Genomic DNA, 16,097 nt, shown 5'->3' on the forward strand with positions numbered 1-16,097 from the left:
GTGCGAGGAGCGCAAGCGACGAGCCTCGAAGGGCGCAGCGAGATGGCATTGTCATCGCACCACGGGCTCGCAGGCTCGCGTCTAGCCAGCGGTGGAACACACGCAGCGTGAGGGGGCTGATCTCAGCCCCGCCGCCCGTCCCAGGATTCGGCGAACGCGAGGAACACGTCGTCCTCCTCCGGGTTGGTGACCGTCACTCGAACGCCGTCACCGGCGAACGGGCGGACCACCACTCCTGCCTCGACGCATGCGGTCGCGAAGTCGATGGCTGCATCGCCGAGGTCGAGCCAGACGAAGTTGGCCTGCGAGTCGGGTACGCGATAGCCCGCTTCGCGCAGACGCGCGGTCACTCGTTCGCGTTCGGCGACGACGCTGTCGGTGCGCGCCAACAACTCGTCGGCCGCCGCGAGACTGGCGAGCGCTGCCTGTTGGGCCACGCTGTTCACCGAGAAGGGCACGTGCACCTTGCCGAGGGCGGTGATCACCTCGGGCGTCCCGACGGCATATCCGACGCGGAGCCCGGCCAGCCCGTATGCCTTCGAAAAGGTGCGCAGCACAACAAGATTCGGGAACTCCCGACGCAGGTCGAGGGCGTCGTAGTGTTGCGATTCCGGTAGCCGCATGTACTCGAAGTACGCCTCGTCGAGGGCGACGATGATGTCCGACGGCACGGTCTGCAGGAAGGTGCGCAAGTCGTCGGCTTCGACGACGGTGCCGGTCGGATTGTTCGGATTGCAGACGAAGATCAGCCGTGTGCGGTCGGTGATGGCGTCGGCCATGGCCTTCAGGTCGTAGACGCGGTCTCCGGTGAGCGGTACTTGCACCGGCGTCGCACCGGCCACCCGCGTCGCAAGCGGGTACGTCTCGAACGAGCGCCAGCCGAAGATCACCTCGTCGCCCGGCCCGCTGGTGATGAGAATCAGGTTCTGGCAGAGGATCACCGAGCCGCAGCCCACCTGGATCTCGTCCTCGGTCACACCGAGCTGCTTCGCCAGTGTCGCGGTGAGCTCGACCATCCCGTTGTCGGGGTAGCGATTGACCGACGCGGCCGCGGCGCCGATGGCGTCGAGCACGCTGGGGAGCGGGCCCTGGGTTACCTCGTTGCTGGCCAGCTTCACCGCGCCCGGAAACGTCTTGCCCGGCACGTAGACGGGGAGGTCGTCGAGGTCAGGGCGGATGCGCAGCGTCACCCGTCCAGGGTAGGGGTCGACGAGAACGACCCACAAAGCGGTGGGTATCGGAGTCCTCGCTCTACTGGTTTGCTTCCCGGTGCGCCGAGTGTGTAACCTTTCGCTTCGGCAAGTTCGAAAGGACTCCGCTGGGAGGCGTGCCAGAGCGGCCGAATGGGACTCACTGCTAATGAGTTGTCTCACTAAAATGGGACCGGAGGTTCAAATCCTCTCGCCTCCGCCGCATCGCAGGCGCCACCCGCGATGGACAACTGAACAGCGATAACTGAAGACCACGCGCCCGTAGCTCAACGGATAGAGCATCTGACTACGGATCAGAAGGTTTGGGGTTCGAATCCCTACGGGCGCACGGAGAAGCCCCGTGGAACGCGCTGTGTTCCACGGGGTTTCTGCTTTCTCGACGTCGTCGTGCGCCGCTCCGTCAACGGTCTCGCGATCAAGACCGTTGTGAATTTTCTTCACTGACCTCTCGCGAATGCGGCGAATCGCTGTTCTACTGGAGCACGGGGGTTCCAGGCTGCTCGACCACGCATTCCCTAGCGAAAGGTCTCCATCGTGATCCCAGCTCCTGTGGCAAAACTCGCTGCCGAACTCTTCGGCACGTTCTGGCTCGTCTTCGGTGGGTGTGGTTCGGCCATCTTCGCTGCGAAACAGGTTGCCCAATCCGACAATGGCGCAACCACTTTCCAAGTCGGCATCGGATACCTGGGTGTCGCGCTCGCGTTCGGGCTCACGGTGGTGACCATGGCCTACGCGGTCGGCCACATCTCGGGCGGTCACTTCAATCCGGCGATCAGCCTTGGTGCTGCGGTCAGTGGCCGCCTTCCATGGAAGGATGTGCCAGGCTACTGGATCGCACAGGTTGCGGGCGGTCTGTCGGCCGGCTTGATGCTCTGGATCATCGCCAGCGGCAAGGAAGGCTTCGAGCGGAAGGGGTCGATGGCCGCCAACGGCTACGGCGACCATTCGCCCGACGGATACGGTCTGGTCTCCGTGCTGATCGCGGAGATCCTCCTGACGGCGTTCTTCCTCATCGTCATCCTCGGCGTCACCGACGCAAAGGCGCCGGCCGGATTCGCTCCACTTGCAATCGGCTTGACGCTGACCCTGATTCACCTCATCTCGATCCCGATCAGCAATACGTCCGTGAATCCGGCCCGCTCGACCGGAGTCGCGTTCTTCAACGGCAACGGTGCGCCCGCCCAACTATGGCTCTTCTGGGTGGCGCCGCTCGTCGGCGGGGCGATCGGCGGATTGATCTACGTGACTCTGTTCGCGAAAGAGGGCAGCGAGGACACCCAGTCCGAACTTGCCTGAACGGAGCACCTGCACGTCAAAGCGGACCCGGGTGCCACTTTGGACAGATGACCCACTGGGTCTTGCCCAATGAGTCGTTTTTGTGTGAAGGTGTCTTCAGTTCGCGCTCGTGAACGATGGTGGCCCTGGTCAGGGGGTTGCCGCCCCCCGCGTGGGGTGGGGGCGGCAGCACGGCCCGATGGTCTGCGACAACGGAGTCGATGACCATCACCACGCCACACGGCGCGTGACAGCTCGGCCGTATAGGCCTGACACCCGCGGGCGCATGGGGTCCCGCGGGTGTCGCATCATCTCAGGGTCCCGCCGCGTGCCCGGCAGAATCGGACACCGGCTGACAGAATCTCCGGTCATGGAGTTGCTCATCCTCGTCCTGGTCGGGGCGATCATCGTGACCGCCGCCGCCGACCGGAGGGGCATGCAGCCGGCGCTGATCATCGTGCTGATCGCGCTGGGCGTGTCGTTCATCCCGGGTCTCCCGCAGGTCGAGCTGGATTCGGACATCTTGCTCACCGTCGTCCTGCCACCGCTGCTGTACTCGGCGGCGCTCGGGTTCTCCTTTCCCAACTTCCTGCGCAACATCAAGCCGATTCTCGGTCTCGGTGTCGCGATGGTGGTCATCACCGCGTTCGCGGTCGGCGCGGTCGCCGCGTTGCTGGTCCCCGAGTTCACCTTCTTGCTCGCGCTGCTCCTCGGCGCGATCGTGGCGCCGCCCGACGCCGTGACCGCGGTCGCCATCGGCCGCAAGCTCGGGCTTCCCAAACGCCTGATGGCGATCCTGACGGGCGAGAGTCTCGTCAACGACGCAGCGGCGCTCTCGCTGTTCGCGATCGCCATCTCGCAGATCGCCAACACCCACGCCTTCATCGACAACCCACTTCTGCTGTTCGGGTACAACGCACTGTTGGGCCCCGTCGTCGGGGTCGTGCTAGGCCTGGTCACCCTGTGGATTCGTCGCCATCTACGCAACCCGGCTCTCGAAACCGTGCAGGGTTTCGTGGTGCCGTTCGCGGCATTCCTCGCGGCCGAGCACCTGCACGCATCGGGTGTGTTGGCGGTCGTCATCGCCGGTTTCGTCGTCGGCTCGGGTTCGGTGCACGCCGGCTACCAGACACGACTGCAGGAACGCTATGTCTGGAACTCGGTGGATGTGCTGCTCGAGGCCTTCGTCTTCGCCTACATCGGCCTACAGCTGCGTTTCATCATCGAGGACCTGCGCGAGGCCCGCGAGTCCCTCGTGCAGATCGGCGTCGCGTCGTTGCTGGTTCTCGCGGTGGTCCTGGTGATCCGACCGATCTGCGTGTTCGCGATGTTCGGGCGCGGGGTGGTGAGTCGTCGGCTCGGGGAAGGCATGGGCGGCGTGCAAGTGCATGCCAACCCCCGACGACCCGCGGCCGCCCGCAGCACCCGGACCACCAAGACCCGGTGGGCGCGACTGCGCGAGCGCATCGACAACCGGCCGTTGACCTGGCAGGAGGCCACGGTCGTGGCGTGGACGGGTATGCGCGGTGTGGTCACCCTCGCGGCCGCCTCCGGTATCCCGGTCACTCTGGAATCGGGTGAACCATTCCCCGAACGCTCGGCCATCCAGGCGATCGCGTTCGTGGTGGCGGTGGGCACCATTCTGATCCAGGGCCCGACCCTGCCGTGGCTCATCGGACGCCTTCACCTGCACAACGAAGACGAGGAACGCTACGACCACGAACAGACCGAACGGGCCGAACGCATCGTGCAGATCGCGGCCCAGGTGGTGATCGACGACTTCGTGAAGAACCCGCCTGCGGGCCTCGACAACGCGACCGTCGACTACATCAAGGAGACGGTGGCGCGGCAATCGCGGGACGTCGAAGAAATGCCCGACCCCGACGCGCACACGGCCCGCACGGACGCGTTCGCCGCGCTGTACCGCGACGTGCTCTTGGCCCAGCGCGACTCGCTGGTGGAGAACCGCGACGCCGGCGCGGTCGAGGACGAAGCCGTGCGGGCGATGCTCGAGCGGCTCGACCTGCAGGAAGCCGGCCTGTCGTCGCGCCTGGAGAGCCGATTCTGACCGATCACCGCGTGACCGGTCCAGCGCATGACGCCGTACTGTCGAAGACATAGGCATCGATGACGCTCGGACCTGGAGGACTCGGACGAATGGGACAACCGCACGACCCGACGAGGTCTTCGGAGTCGTCCGACGACCAGGGTCGGAGTGCGAGCGACGACTACCGCGGTGACCTGAAGCAGTTCTATCCCCCTCTGGGCTACACACCGGACGGCACGCCGCGGTTCTGGCCCGGCGCTGCGCCGCCGCGTCGGGGAACTCGACGGGGTCAGGAAGCGATCACCTCGACGCCCGACGAGGCGTCGGCGTCACCCACCTCGACCTCGACCGCTGCGACGCCGGCGTCGTCGAGATCCGCATCCAGCGTCCCGTCGGTTCGGAGCACGGCGTTCACCGTCGTCGCCCTGCTCGCCGCGGTGGTCGTGGTATTGCTCGTCGCAATGGCCTTCTTCCGCGACGACCCCGATTCCGACACGACGGCCGCCGATCAGCCGACCTTCACCGCCGAATACCCCACCCGTGTACCGACACTCAACCCGCGTTCGACGCCGCGCCCGTCCGGAGTCCCGACCCGACCCCGCTCACCGTCGGGCATCGACCCCAGCGGCCACGAAGTCGTCTACCAGGTGACGATCGAGGGCACCGGCACCATCCTCTACGTCGATTCCCTCGGCTTGCGGACCGAATTCTCCCCACCGGCCACCTGGAGAATCGCCTTCACCGGTGGCTACAACCCACTGCGGCTGATCGTGGTCGTCGGCAGCGGCAGCAGTGCCACCTGCACCATCACCGTCGACGGCGAGACCATCGTCAGCGACGAGGTCAGCCCGTCGTCGACCAAACGCAGCGCCTCCTGCATCGCCTGACGAGTGGTCCGGGGCACAATTGTGCTGCTCACTTGGATTGAGCTTGTCGAAATCACCTGCACATCAGTTGTGTGGAATCGGTTCCTGGTCGCTACCGTAGGAGGGTGAGTTCTCCGCAAGCAGCCCCCCAGACCGCGACACCCACCGGTGAGTACCGGACGATGCTGACGTGGCGGGGCGAAGGAACCGACCGCCTCGAGCAGGTTCGCCTTCATGTCAACGGCACACGGATCAAGGCCTACGGCCGGATCATCGCCGCCGCCACCGACACCCACGAGGCGTTCTCCGCGTCGTACGAGCTGGTCACCAACGATTCCGGTGTGACCAAGCGACTGTCCATCCACCTCGTCCAAGTGAGTGGGGAAACCCAGTTCGCCATCAACCGTGACGAAGAGGATCACTGGCTGGTGCACTCACCGAGCGGCGAATCGATTCGCAGCGACTTCGGGGGCGCGCAAGACGTGGACCTGGCCCTTTCGCCGATGTTCAACGCGCTGCCCATCCGACGCCTCGGCCTTTCCGCCGGCAGCGGTGCCGCAGTCGAGGTTCCCGTCGTGTACGTGTACCTCCCGCAGGGCACCGTGGAGCCGGCCACCCTCAGCTACACGCCGAAGGCCGACGGTATCGGCGTGGTCTCACCGGTCGCGAACTCCACGCTCTCGGTCGACGAGAACGGGTTCGTGATCGACTACCCCGGCCTGGCCACCCGCGTCTGAGCCGACCCGCCCACCGAAGAGTTGCCCTCCGCTGGCTGAGGTGCTCGAGGCGCTAGCCGAGAGCCTCGAAGCCCTGGTGAGACGACAATGTCAACCCACCCAAACCCGACCCGCATGGGCCTGGCGTCGGAATTCGTGCTGCCAGCCGTCGTCACCGACCTCGGCGCCGGTGATGGCCTCCACCGCGCCGTTCGCCATCTCCTCGTAGGCGATGCGCGCGCGGTGCCCATCGTCGATGAGTACCTCCACGGTGCCCTTGTCCCGGAGGTCGTCGCGAGCCGCGATCAGGCGGTCGATCGTTTCGCTCAACACGTTGAGAACGGCAATTCGATTGGCCTCCACCATTGCTCGCTGCAATGCGGGTGCGCTCCCGGCCACGCGCGTGCCGTCACGAAAGCTCCCAGCGGCCAGACGTAGTGCCAAGCCGCTTTCGCCTGCGCCCACCGCCGCGGTGGCGGCCGCCGTCAGATGAGGCAGATGCGAGATCGCGGCGACCGCACGATCGTGTGCGTCGGCCGCCGCAGGAACCACCCGGGCGCCGGTCGCGAGCGCCATGGTCGCGACTGCGAGCCAGTCCCGTGCCGGTGTGGCGTCGTCGGTCGTGACCATCCACATCGCGTCGACGAAGAGGCTCGGGTCGGTCGCCGACCACCCCGACCGGCTCGTTCCCGCCATCGGATGTCCACCCACGTAACGCGCGTTCGGATGCAGTCGCGCCACGATCTCTGCGACCTCCTGCTTGACGCTGATCACGTCGGTGAGCAGGGCGTCGGGTGCGAGGTCGGCGATCGCCGACACCAACGGTTCGATCGTGGTGACCGGGGTTGCGAGCACGATCATGGCGTCCGACTCGGCGGCGCGACGCAGCGTCGCAGCCAGATCCGACGAAGCCTGGTAACCGTCGCGGACGGCGTCGTCAACCGTCTGCGTCGAACGGTTGTAGCCGAAGGCCTGGTGCCCCGCGTCGTGCAGGACGCGAAGCAGCGATCCTCCGATCAGCCCGAGGCCCAGCACGCAGACGGGTGGGAGCGGTTCGGGCCCGGCAGTATTGGGATCACTCACCTGGACAGATTCCCATATCGCGATCGGCGTCTGCCGAGGACTTGGGCGGTTCGCCGTTTACGGCTACCGTGACCTGCATGGCTGGTGCCGGCGCGCAGAAGACGGGCTCGAACACGCAGAACGACGATGACATCGACGGTTTTGCCATAGCCGTGGTTCGCGAGGACGGTGCGTGGAAGGTCACCGCGATGAAGCCCGCCGCGTTGGGGGATCTCTCGGACGCCGAACGTCAACTTCGTGAGTTGCGCGCAGCGGGTGCGGTGTTCGGCCTGCTCGACGTCGACGACGAGTTCTTCATCGTCGTCCGCCCGGCGCCTGGCGGTGCGCGGTTGTTGATCTCCGACGCCACCGCAGCGCTCGACTACGACGTCGCCGCCGATGCGCTCGACGCGCTGGACGTCGACGTCCCCGACCTCGACCCGGATGACCTCGACGACATCGACCCGTGGGAGGAGGGCGACCTCGGGCTGCTCGCCGACCTGGGTCTGCCCGACGCGGTGATGAGTGTGATCGTCGGGGACACCGACCTGTACGCAGACGAGCAGATCGGCATGATCGCCGCGCGACTCGGGTTTGCCGACGAGCTCTCCAAGGTTCTCGACTCCCTCGGCCACTGACGGCCCGGAGATGGGTGAGCAGGTGAGCCCGCCGATCTGGGAGTCCATGATGGTGTGTGCGCTCGACGCGGCGGCCGACGCCGGGCCCGATGACGTTCCGATCGGAGCGGTGGTATTCGATCCGAACGGGATCGAACTCGCTCGTGCAGCCAACCGCCGCGAAGCCGACGCCGACCCGACCGCGCACGCCGAGATCCTCGCCCTGCGAGCCGCCGCCGCGGCGTTCGGGGACGGGTGGCGCCTTCCGGGCTGCACGATCGCCGTGACCGTCGAACCTTGCACGATGTGTGCCGGGGCCATCACCCTGGCGCGGGTCGATCTGCTCGTGTTCGGGGCGTGGGAGCCCAAGACCGGGGCGGTCGGATCCCTCTGGGATGTGGTCCGCGACCCGCGTCTGAGTCATCGTCCGCAGGTGCGCGGAGGTGTCCTCGAGGAGCAGTGCCGCGCGCTGATGGTCGGATTCTTCACCGACCGCCGGGATGCGCCACCGGCCGATTAGCCGCCTCGGGGTGGACTCAGGGAAATCTCCGTGACCGCTCCCGATGCGGACACCGCGCACCGGCTGGCAATCTTGAGTCCAGAACCCCCGACGAGGAGTACAAGATGAGTGAGTCTGCCGACAAGATCAAAGATGTCGTCGACACCGCAGTGGCCAAGATCGACGAATTCGTCGAGAGCGGCAAGATCCAAGATGCCCTCGGCGTCGCGCGCGAGAAGGTCGAGGCGTTTGTCGACAACGACCGCGTACAAGAGGTGATCACGGTCACCCGCCAGAAGGCCGGCGAGGTCGCCGACAAGTTCAGCGGGCGCTGATCCCGGCGCGCTGACCTGCGATTCTGGGCAGCTCTGCCGTGCTGTGGCACGGTGGGTATCGGGGGAGTGACTCCCTCGTGGCCTTTCGCGTCCAGCAGCGGCGCGTGAGCAGGCCCGATGTTCGATTCCGGGGTGGCAGCGGGCCACACCGGACCTCACTCGAGGAGGATCAGATGGCAATCTCTGACGATGCGAAGAACAAGGCCGAGGAACTGAAGGGCCGTGGCAAGGAAGCCGCCGGCAGCCTGACGGGCGACGAGGACCTCAAGAACGAGGGCAAAGCCGATCAGGGTGTGGCGCAGGGCAAGCAGAAGATCGCCGACGCTGCCGACGCCGTCAAGGGCAAGGTCGACGACGTCAAGGACAAGCTGACCGGCAACTGAAGGCAATCAGGCCGCTCTGACCAGCCAATTTAAGGCTGGACGCGAGCTGCGGTACAGTCTTCCGCGGTGGCGTGTCCGAGCGGCCGAAGGTGCAGCACTCGAAATGCTGTGTGCGGTAACCCCGTACCGAGGGTTCAAATCCCTCCGCCACCGCCACAGGCACCCTCCCACTTATCTGGTGGGAGGGTGCTTTGTTCTTCGGTGCGATGTCGTGGCCAACAATCGCTCGCGACGAGGGCCGATCCGCGATGATGTGGTGGACGCTGTACCGCCGGTCGGTGGGTTCGGTTCGGTGAAGTAGGAGGCACGGAATGCTCAGCTCGGTGTTCCGGATCGCAGGGGTGGTAGTACTCGCGGTTCTCGCTGTCGTGTCGGTGGTTGCGACCGTGCTCGGAGCATGGCAGTGGATCTTCGCGGCCGTCGTTCTCGTGCCACTGGCGGCACTGGGTGCTCACGATCTGACGCAGCGGCGGCACTCGCTGCTGCGCAATTATCCGATCGTCGGGCGGATGCGATTTCTGCTCGAAGCCGTCCGACCGGAGCTTCAGCAATACTTCATCGAACGCAACTTCGACGGACGGCCCTATGATCGCGACGTCAGGTCGCTGATCTACGAACGTGCCAAAGGGACTACGTCGGACGTGGCGTTCGGCACCGAACGCGACATCGACGCCGACGGCTACGAATACCTGGTCCACTCCGCGGCGCCGCTGATCCCACCCGACGCGCCGTTCCGGGTGCGCGTCGGCGGGCCCGACTGCACACAGCCCTACGACATGGCACTGCTCAACGTCTCATCCATGAGCTTCGGTGCGCTTTCCGGAAATGCGTTGCGCGCTTTGAACAATGGTGCGCACAAGGGTGGCTTTGCGCATGAGACGGGTGAAGGTGGACTCACCCCCTATCATCTCGGCGGCGCAGATGTGATCTGGGAGATCGGATCCGGCTACTTCGGGACCCGCGCCGCAGACGGGCGCTTCGATCCGCGCCAGTTTGCCGACAAGGCGGCCACCGAACAGGTGAAAGGCATCCTGGTGAAACTGAGCCAGGGTGCAAAGCCCGGCATCGGCGGGGTGCTGCCCGCGGCCAAGGTGACCGAGGAGATCGCTCGCTATCGCGGGATACCGGTCGGCGAGAAGTGCGTGAGTCCGCCGGCGCATTCGGCATTCTCGACGCCGCGAGAACTGGTCTTCTTCATTGCACAACTTCGAGAACTCGCCAACGGCAAGCCGATTGGGTTCAAGTTGTGCCTGGGTTCGCGGGTGGATGTGCTGGCCATCTGCAAAGCGATGCTGGCCGAGGGCATCACCCCGGACTTCATTGTCGTCGACGGTGCCGAGGGCGGCACGGCCGCAGCGCCGCCGGAGTACGGGGATCACGTCGGATTGCCCCTGACCGACGGACTGATGACCATGCACAACGCCCTGGTGGGGACCGGCCTGCGAGACCGAATCCGCTTGGGCGCCAGCGGAAAGGTGGCCTCCGGGAACGACATCGTCAAACGTCTGATCCAAGGTGCCGACTACACCAATGCCGCTCGCGCCATGATGATGGCGGTCGGCTGTATCCAGTCGCAGCGATGTCACACCAACCACTGCCCGGTCGGCGTCGCCACTCAGGACGCGCGGCGGGCGCGCGCCTTGGACGTCGAGGACAAGAGCGAACGGGCCTACCGGTACCAGAAGGCCACCGTCGCCCAGGCGATGCGGCTGATGGCGTCGATGGGCGTCAGCGACCTGTCCCAGCTGTCGCCGCACCTGCTGCGCAAGCGGGTGTCGCCGACCGAACAGCGGACGTACGCCGAGATCTACGAGTGGCTGAGTCCCCGCCAATTGCTGGTGGAGACGCCGCCGACCTGGCTCGACGACTGGATGCGTGCCAACCCGGACTCGTTCACGCCGAGCGCACTGATCAGATCCTGACGCCCGCGCTCCTCGGACCTGCGACCCACCCGCTGACGTCGGCGATCGTGGAGCGGGAAGATTTGTCTGCTGATTGAGTAGGCGAGCCCCTCAGGGCGAGTCGTAACGAAATCGGGTGAGATTTCTAAGTCCGCACGTCGTGGTCACCGACAATCTCGACTCACGAGGTTTCGATACGCGCGCGCTCGCAGGCTCGCGCGTCGCTACTCAACCAGCAGGTGATTCGCGCAGGTCAGGAGGCCTGAGGCAGTACCCTTCGAGTCGGAAAGCGACGCGTCATTGCCTCAAACGCCTCGGGGCGCCGGGCTTCGGGCAACATCAGGGCGTGGCTGCGTACGCAGCGGCGAGATCGATGCGGAGCCAGCCGCCGTCGGCGCCGGCCTGGTCGAGCGGATAGCCCGAGCCGATCGCGGTGCGCGTCAGGATTGCCAAGCGTTGGGCATCTGACAACCCGGGGAACCGCGTCCGCAGCAGTGCCGCCGCGGACGCCGGGATGGCGTTGCGCTGACCGGGCGCGATCCGTCCGAATCCGAACGTCATCATCCCTCGGTGTTCGGTGACGGCTGCGTTGGTGCTCAGGTAGGGCCGGTCGGTCGCGATGAATCTCGACAACGGCATACCGACGGCGCGTTCCAGTGCACCGCGAAGTTGGGTGCCGGCCTGCCTGATCAGTGATGCGAAACCAGGGTCGGTCAGCCTGGCGGCGACGATGTCGGTGGCCATGATCCGCCCACCCATCACATCGAGCGGGTAGTGAACTCCGAGCACCATGCGGCTGCGTCCGATCTCACCGGCGCGAGCGATGATCTGCGGACCCAGCTCGGGCAGCCAGTAGGCCAGCAATGCACCCTTCCAGTAGCCCATGCTCGTGTGGCCCGACGGGTAGGAGCCGTTGTTGCGCAACTCCGCGTACAGGTGCCCGCCGGGACGGTCGTAGCGGCGGATGCTCGACGGCGCCACCACAAACGGGCGTGGGTTGTCGAAGTACTCCTTCTCCAACAGCGTCGTTCCGAGAGGCACTCCCACGCGCGCGGTGTCACCCTTCACGAGCGCCGCGACCTTGGGCAGTTGGCCGCCCGCAATGAGCTTGCGGAACGTGGCACCGAGCTTGGCTCCCAACGCCACCGACAACGACTCGAGCCGGTCGTCGTAGTTGATCGCGATGGCGTCGGCCTGTTGCGCGGCGGTCGCGGAGTTGTTGGTGCGCTGCACGATTCGCAGGTTCTGCGCGATGATGTCGGGTCGGTGCGCCCGCAGGTACGAGAAGCCGTCCAGGACGGGGATGTAGGTGCCGCCCGGAGGAATGTCGGACGGGTACGGTCCGACGAGCTGCGCAGTGCTGAATCGGCTCGGCGCCGCGACCGGAGCTGCGACCGCTGAGCCGACGGCGGGTACCGCCAGCGCGATCACCGCGACGATGGAGACGACGACGGACCGGATGCGCGTGGCGATCATGGTTGGTGATCCTTCCGTCCCGACACCGCCGCGCACAAGCCCCGACGACGACCTTCGGGTGTGAGCACCGTCAGGACGTCAGATGTTCACCGGCCGGACGCGTTCTCTACAGCACCTTCTCGATCGCACCGGAGAGTTTGTCCGGTGTGGTGGTCGGTGCGAAGCGATCGACCACGTTGCCATCGCGGTCGACGAGGAACTTCGTGAAGTTCCACTTGATCCGCCCGCCCAGAAGTCCCTTCTTCTGCGTGCGAAGCCACTCGTAGAGCGGGTGGGCGTGCGGACCGTTCACGTCGATCTTCGCGAACATCGGGAAAGTCACGTCATAGGTGAGTGAGCAGAAGTTCTTGATCTCGTCGGCGTCGCCGGGCTCCTGGTGCCCGAACTGATCGCACGGGAAACCCAACACGCGCAGACCCTGGTCGGAGTACTCGCGGCTCAGCTTTTCGAGTCCCTCGTACTGCGGGGTGAACCGCACTTCGACGCGGTGTTCACCACCAGCAGCGGCAGGCCCGTGAAGGTCGAGAGTGGGACGGGTTTGCCGTCGATGTCGTCGGCGGTGAAGTCGTAGGCAGTGCTCACGTGACCAACTTTCGGTGAGGATTGGCGACCCATCATTCTGCACGAGACTTCCGCGTCAGGACGCTGCCGCTGCGTCGTCGAGCCCGATGTCGGGTAGTGCCACCACACGCAGCGCCCCGCGCAGCTGCTCGGTTGTGCCCGACCATCGTTCGAGTTCGGTCTGCGCGAAGGCCGCCTCCTCGGCGTCGGGTGATCTGGTCGCATGCCGACGCCAACTGAGACATTGGTATTGGCAGAACTCGACCAGATCGACCAAGAGGTCTGCGTTGCCGTTGCACAGGCGGGCGACCTCGATCGGACTCAGTGTCGTTGCGTCGGGATCGAGCTGGATGAGGACTCGTAGCTGCGCAGGAGTCTCGTCAGGGTCTCCTTCGGCGTCGTCCGCGTCGTCGTTGCCGGACTCGAGGAGCTCGATCAGGAGCGGGACCTGTTCGCTGAGGAACTCGCGCCAATTGCCCAGTGCCGAAATGAGATTGGCGGGATGGAAGACCGTCGCTTCCAGGACGAGCTGGGCGTAGATGTGGCGTCCGCGAGGGACGAGAGTGATGTAGGGATTCAGGTGTCGCTGTTCGGCGACGACCTTGGTGGCATGCGTCGGGTCGGAGATTCGGTGTGTCAGGGGAGCCGACAGGATGAGGCGAGGAACCTCCGGATCGATGTGCAGCCACGTCGGTACCGGTTCGGTCGCGATCGGGATGTCGTTGTCATTGTCGTCGAAGTTGATGGGCTCATCGGTTGCGTTCTCGATCACGCCGATCACCAGTGTGCGGAGGTGTTCGGAATCCCGCACGCGTACACCGACTTCGACGACCGGTTCCAGAACGGGGGTCGACGATCCGTCGGGGTCGGCGAGGAACGACGGGTCGATGACGCGGTAGACCTCGCGCAAGGTGGTGACCACCAGCGTCGCCACCTCGTCGACCCGATCGTCGTACCGTTCCACGAGAAAGGAGTCGTCGTTGAGGAGCCGCCAACCGATGCGCCGCAGTGCGGTCATGTTGTGGGTGAGTACGTGGTTGTCTTCGGAGAACACCGACATGACGTCGACCGTGACCCGGATTCGCTTGGCTGCCGTTCGTGTGACGCGAATGTCGTACGTTGCTGTGCAAAGGTTTTCGTCGTTGCCGATCGTGAACGTCTGGCCCGGTAGCAGGTCCCCGATGCGATCGGCGAGTCGTCCGCGGTACTGCTGCCATGCCTTCTCGACAGGTGTGTCGAATCCGTCTTCACTCATGGTGGCCCCCTGCCGGTGGTTGTGGTCCTTGACCGGACAGTAAACGTGGGCGATGACGGATACGGGCCGCCGAGTCGAGTTGTCCACAGGCAGACGCGGATGTGGATGGCGGTCAGCGTCGCATCGTCGGCACCGCGTGCGTTCGGGTGGCGGTGTCGATCGCACGAGCCGCGTCGGCGACAACAGCGGCAAGGTGATCGGTGCCAACGATGCGCGCACCGCTCATATCACCCGTTCTGGCAAGGTGACTCGCGGCGATGTCGGCCGCTTCGGTGGCGCCCGCCAGCACGATCTCGGGTGCTCGGAACAACACCGCAGACCCGACGTCGATCGCGTCGACGACGGCCGCCTGCTGCTGCGTTCGTGGCCGTGCCAGGGGTGGCGGGTTCTCGACGATCGGCGCATTGAGGGCATCGACGATCTGGGCGCGGCCGGCGTTGAACGCGCGCTGCACCCTGACAGACCCCGCCCCGGATCTCGCGACGTCGAGTACATGCAGCATCTCGACGATGGCCACCTCGAGGGCGTTCTGTGCCCGTGGCAGAACAAGATTCAGATCATTGCCGATGATCCCGGACATCGCGGATCGCGCCGGCGAGGTCACCGAGGTGAGTGCGATACCGGTCGCACGATCACGGGACCCGGTGCGCTGTTGCGCGTCGATGAATACTCGGGGAGCGCCGACGATCGCAGTCGGAACGTCGACGACGAAGTCGATGATATGCGGGCAGATGAGTGCGCAGTACTTGAGTTGGTTGCCGACAACGGCCGACGCGATGGCGCCGGGTGGTGGAACCGGTGCGTCGAGTGTCTGAGCCGCCCCGGCCGGCTGAGGCGCGAGCACCGCCAGAGTCGCGAATGCGGCCACCACCAAGGTGGTCTTCCGGCGCATCGTCATGCCAGCCTCCCGAGAGTCGGTTCGGAGTGTGGCCAAGTGTGCGATCTGTGAACTGAAGAGAAGCTGAAGTCAGTGGTCGCTTTCGGCGAGCGCGCGGAGATGTACCGACGCCCACGTCCGGAACGGTCGCCACGCCCGCGAGACCTCTGCGACGGTGCTACCCGGTCCGTACAGCTTCACGACCTGCGCTTCGAGCCGCTTCTCCCGCTCGGGAACCGCATCGGGTGCGTTGGCGCCCCGCAGGACGATCAGCCCCGACGCGAAGGGCCCGATCCCGGTGATCGTACGCACGGACTCGATCGCTGAGTCTGCCGGCATGGCGCGCAGGGTGGCGGTGTCCAGGCGCCCGTCGAGCGCCGCGGCGGCAACGGCATGCAGATACTCGGTCTTGCGCCCGGGCAGGTCCAGGTCGAGCGCAGCCAGTCGGGTGGGTGTGGGAAAGGCGCCGTCGTCGCCGTAACGGTCGGTGATCTGCTTTCTCAGCCGGGCCGCCTCGGGGATCCGCAGCCGTTGAGACAACACCGCCCATGCCGCCGCCTCGTACGCTGAGTGGAAGCCGCACGGCCGGAACCCCGGGAGCGCTTGCTGCGCACGGCCGATCACCGGATCGCGGACGCCCACCTCCGGCCAACCGCGTGCGTCGACGTCGAGCGACAGGAACCGTGCGACTTGTTCGGTCGCGGCGTCGAGGTCGCCATCACCTCCGACGGAGATCTCGGCGACGCCACCGTCCTGGGTGACGCTCGCGTGCGCAGCCGACCAATCCGCGTCGACACGGAACGTGGTGGTCAGTGCGTCGTCGTCCTGTTGTGCGGCGAGGGCTGCGGGTGTGAAACCTTCCCAGAACCGCCTGCTCACAGGCAGCGACCATGGGCCGAGGACTTCGCGGCTTGTTGTGAGAGAGCTCATGTTGGTGTCCATGCTGTCGACGGGTTGCCACCAAGTTAGGACTCGGGGGTGACATTCGTGCCGTGTCGGCGCGCCAGGTCACGTAC

The 16,097-nt window shown here is 65.8% G+C and carries 15 protein-coding genes, 3 tRNA genes and 1 pseudogene; 12 read left to right on the forward strand and 7 right to left on the reverse strand.

Going from position 1 to position 16,097, the window contains the following annotated elements; translation table 11 throughout:
• Positions 1-122: 122 nt before the first annotated feature.
• Positions 123-1,190, reverse strand: coding sequence for a histidinol-phosphate transaminase (hisC, locus tag ABZW74_RS00255; protein ID WP_240857923.1), 1,068 nt, complete (start codon positions 1,188-1,190; stop codon positions 123-125).
• 131 nt (positions 1,191-1,321) lie between these two features.
• Between hisC and ABZW74_RS00260 the strand changes: the two genes are divergently transcribed.
• The 6 genes from ABZW74_RS00260 to ABZW74_RS00285 all read left to right on the forward strand — a co-directional run bounded on the left by ABZW74_RS00260 (position 1,322) and on the right by ABZW74_RS00285 (position 6,136).
• A tRNA-Ser gene (locus tag ABZW74_RS00260) sits at positions 1,322-1,410 on the forward strand.
• 56 nt (positions 1,411-1,466) lie between these two features.
• Positions 1,467-1,539, forward strand: a tRNA-Arg gene (locus ABZW74_RS00265).
• A 203-nt stretch (positions 1,540-1,742) separates the two neighbouring features.
• Entirely contained in the window at positions 1,743-2,507 is a 765-nt protein-coding gene (gene aqpZ / locus ABZW74_RS00270; protein WP_240858003.1) for an aquaporin Z, read from the forward strand.
• Between the two features lie 349 nt (positions 2,508-2,856).
• Positions 2,857-4,554, forward strand: a complete 1,698-nt coding sequence (locus tag ABZW74_RS00275; RefSeq protein WP_240857924.1) for a sodium:proton antiporter — start codon at positions 2,857-2,859, stop codon at positions 4,552-4,554.
• Between the two features lie 89 nt (positions 4,555-4,643).
• Positions 4,644-5,420: a hypothetical protein gene (locus ABZW74_RS00280; RefSeq protein ID WP_355272739.1), complete on the forward strand. Its 777-nt coding sequence runs from the start codon at positions 4,644-4,646 to the stop codon at positions 5,418-5,420.
• 161 nt (positions 5,421-5,581) lie between these two features.
• Positions 5,582-6,136: a putative glycolipid-binding domain-containing protein gene (locus ABZW74_RS00285; RefSeq protein WP_355272849.1), complete on the forward strand. Its 555-nt coding sequence runs from the start codon at positions 5,582-5,584 to the stop codon at positions 6,134-6,136.
• 90 nt (positions 6,137-6,226) lie between these two features.
• On the opposite strand, the gene ABZW74_RS00290 is transcribed toward ABZW74_RS00285, so the two are convergent.
• Positions 6,227-7,198, reverse strand: a complete 972-nt coding sequence (locus ABZW74_RS00290) for a prephenate dehydrogenase (RefSeq protein WP_355272742.1) — start codon at positions 7,196-7,198, stop codon at positions 6,227-6,229.
• Positions 7,199-7,275: 77 nt separating this feature from the next.
• Here ABZW74_RS00290 and ABZW74_RS00295 point away from each other — a divergent pair, with 77 nt between their 5' ends.
• The 6 genes from ABZW74_RS00295 to ABZW74_RS00320 all read left to right on the forward strand — a co-directional run bounded on the left by ABZW74_RS00295 (position 7,276) and on the right by ABZW74_RS00320 (position 10,933).
• Positions 7,276-7,815 carry a tRNA adenosine deaminase-associated protein gene (locus ABZW74_RS00295; RefSeq protein WP_355272745.1) on the forward strand — a complete coding sequence of 180 codons (540 nt, stop codon included), beginning with the start codon at positions 7,276-7,278 and terminating at the stop codon, positions 7,813-7,815.
• Between the two features lie 22 nt (positions 7,816-7,837).
• Entirely contained in the window at positions 7,838-8,314 is a 477-nt protein-coding gene (locus ABZW74_RS00300; RefSeq protein WP_240857928.1) for a nucleoside deaminase, read from the forward strand.
• A 104-nt stretch (positions 8,315-8,418) separates the two neighbouring features.
• Complete coding sequence (locus ABZW74_RS00305; RefSeq protein WP_240857929.1) at positions 8,419-8,628, forward strand: hypothetical protein; 210 nt, start codon at positions 8,419-8,421, stop codon at positions 8,626-8,628.
• 173 nt (positions 8,629-8,801) lie between these two features.
• Positions 8,802-9,011, forward strand: a complete 210-nt coding sequence (locus ABZW74_RS00310; protein ID WP_355272748.1) for a CsbD family protein — start codon at positions 8,802-8,804, stop codon at positions 9,009-9,011.
• Between the two features lie 65 nt (positions 9,012-9,076).
• Positions 9,077-9,167: transfer RNA gene (locus tag ABZW74_RS00315), tRNA-Ser, on the forward strand.
• 155 nt (positions 9,168-9,322) lie between these two features.
• Positions 9,323-10,933, forward strand: a complete 1,611-nt coding sequence (locus tag ABZW74_RS00320) for an FMN-binding glutamate synthase family protein (protein ID WP_355272751.1) — start codon at positions 9,323-9,325, stop codon at positions 10,931-10,933.
• A gap of 318 nt (positions 10,934-11,251) precedes the next feature.
• Here ABZW74_RS00320 and ABZW74_RS00325 read toward each other — a convergent pair whose 3' ends face one another.
• The 5 genes and pseudogenes from ABZW74_RS00325 to ABZW74_RS00345 all read right to left on the reverse strand — a co-directional run bounded on the left by ABZW74_RS00325 (position 11,252) and on the right by ABZW74_RS00345 (position 16,011).
• Positions 11,252-12,388 carry a phosphatase PAP2 family protein gene (locus tag ABZW74_RS00325; protein ID WP_355272754.1) on the reverse strand — a complete coding sequence of 379 codons (1,137 nt, stop codon included), beginning with the start codon at positions 12,386-12,388 and terminating at the stop codon, positions 11,252-11,254.
• Positions 12,389-12,494: 106 nt separating this feature from the next.
• Positions 12,495-12,970 (reverse strand): annotated as a pseudogene (locus tag ABZW74_RS00330) (glutathione peroxidase).
• A gap of 55 nt (positions 12,971-13,025) precedes the next feature.
• Complete coding sequence (locus ABZW74_RS00335) at positions 13,026-14,204, reverse strand: hypothetical protein (protein WP_240857932.1); 1,179 nt, start codon at positions 14,202-14,204, stop codon at positions 13,026-13,028.
• A gap of 112 nt (positions 14,205-14,316) precedes the next feature.
• On the reverse strand, positions 14,317-15,102 hold the full coding sequence (locus ABZW74_RS00340) for a hypothetical protein (RefSeq protein ID WP_355272757.1): 786 nt from the start codon (positions 15,100-15,102) through the stop codon (positions 14,317-14,319).
• Between the two features lie 69 nt (positions 15,103-15,171).
• The gene (locus ABZW74_RS00345) at positions 15,172-16,011 is read right to left on the reverse strand and encodes a DNA-3-methyladenine glycosylase 2 family protein (protein ID WP_355272760.1); all 840 of its coding nucleotides are present in this window, start codon (positions 16,009-16,011) and stop codon (positions 15,172-15,174) included.
• Between the last annotated feature and the right edge of the window lie 86 nt (positions 16,012-16,097).

Origin of the sequence: Gordonia sp. NPDC003585 (genome assembly GCF_040610755.1) — a bacterium.
In the GTDB taxonomy this organism is placed as follows: Bacteria; Actinomycetota; Actinomycetes; order Mycobacteriales; family Mycobacteriaceae; genus Gordonia.

What these genes read in the sequence shown, in the direction of transcription:
- ABZW74_RS00275 (WP_240857924.1), top strand. Translation starts at nt 2,857, where the DNA reads ATGGAGTTGCTCATCCTCGTCCTGGTCGGGGCGATCATCGTGACCGCC.
- ABZW74_RS00280 (WP_355272739.1), top strand. Translation starts at nt 4,644, where the DNA reads ATGGGACAACCGCACGACCCGACGAGGTCTTCGGAGTCGTCCGACGAC.
- ABZW74_RS00285 (WP_355272849.1), top strand. Translation starts at nt 5,582, where the DNA reads ATGCTGACGTGGCGGGGCGAAGGAACCGACCGCCTCGAGCAGGTTCGC.
- ABZW74_RS00295 (WP_355272745.1), top strand. Translation starts at nt 7,276, where the DNA reads ATGGCTGGTGCCGGCGCGCAGAAGACGGGCTCGAACACGCAGAACGAC.
- ABZW74_RS00305 (WP_240857929.1), top strand. Translation starts at nt 8,419, where the DNA reads ATGAGTGAGTCTGCCGACAAGATCAAAGATGTCGTCGACACCGCAGTG.
- ABZW74_RS00310 (WP_355272748.1), top strand. Translation starts at nt 8,802, where the DNA reads ATGGCAATCTCTGACGATGCGAAGAACAAGGCCGAGGAACTGAAGGGC.
- ABZW74_RS00320 (WP_355272751.1), top strand. Translation starts at nt 9,323, where the DNA reads ATGCTCAGCTCGGTGTTCCGGATCGCAGGGGTGGTAGTACTCGCGGTT.
- ABZW74_RS00325 (WP_355272754.1), bottom strand. Translation starts at nt 12,388, where the DNA reads ATGATCGCCACGCGCATCCGGTCCGTCGTCGTCTCCATCGTCGCGGTG.
- ABZW74_RS00335 (WP_240857932.1), bottom strand. Translation starts at nt 14,204, where the DNA reads ATGAGTGAAGACGGATTCGACACACCTGTCGAGAAGGCATGGCAGCAG.
- ABZW74_RS00340 (WP_355272757.1), bottom strand. Translation starts at nt 15,102, where the DNA reads ATGACGATGCGCCGGAAGACCACCTTGGTGGTGGCCGCATTCGCGACT.
- ABZW74_RS00345 (WP_355272760.1), bottom strand. Translation starts at nt 16,011, where the DNA reads ATGAGCTCTCTCACAACAAGCCGCGAAGTCCTCGGCCCATGGTCGCTG.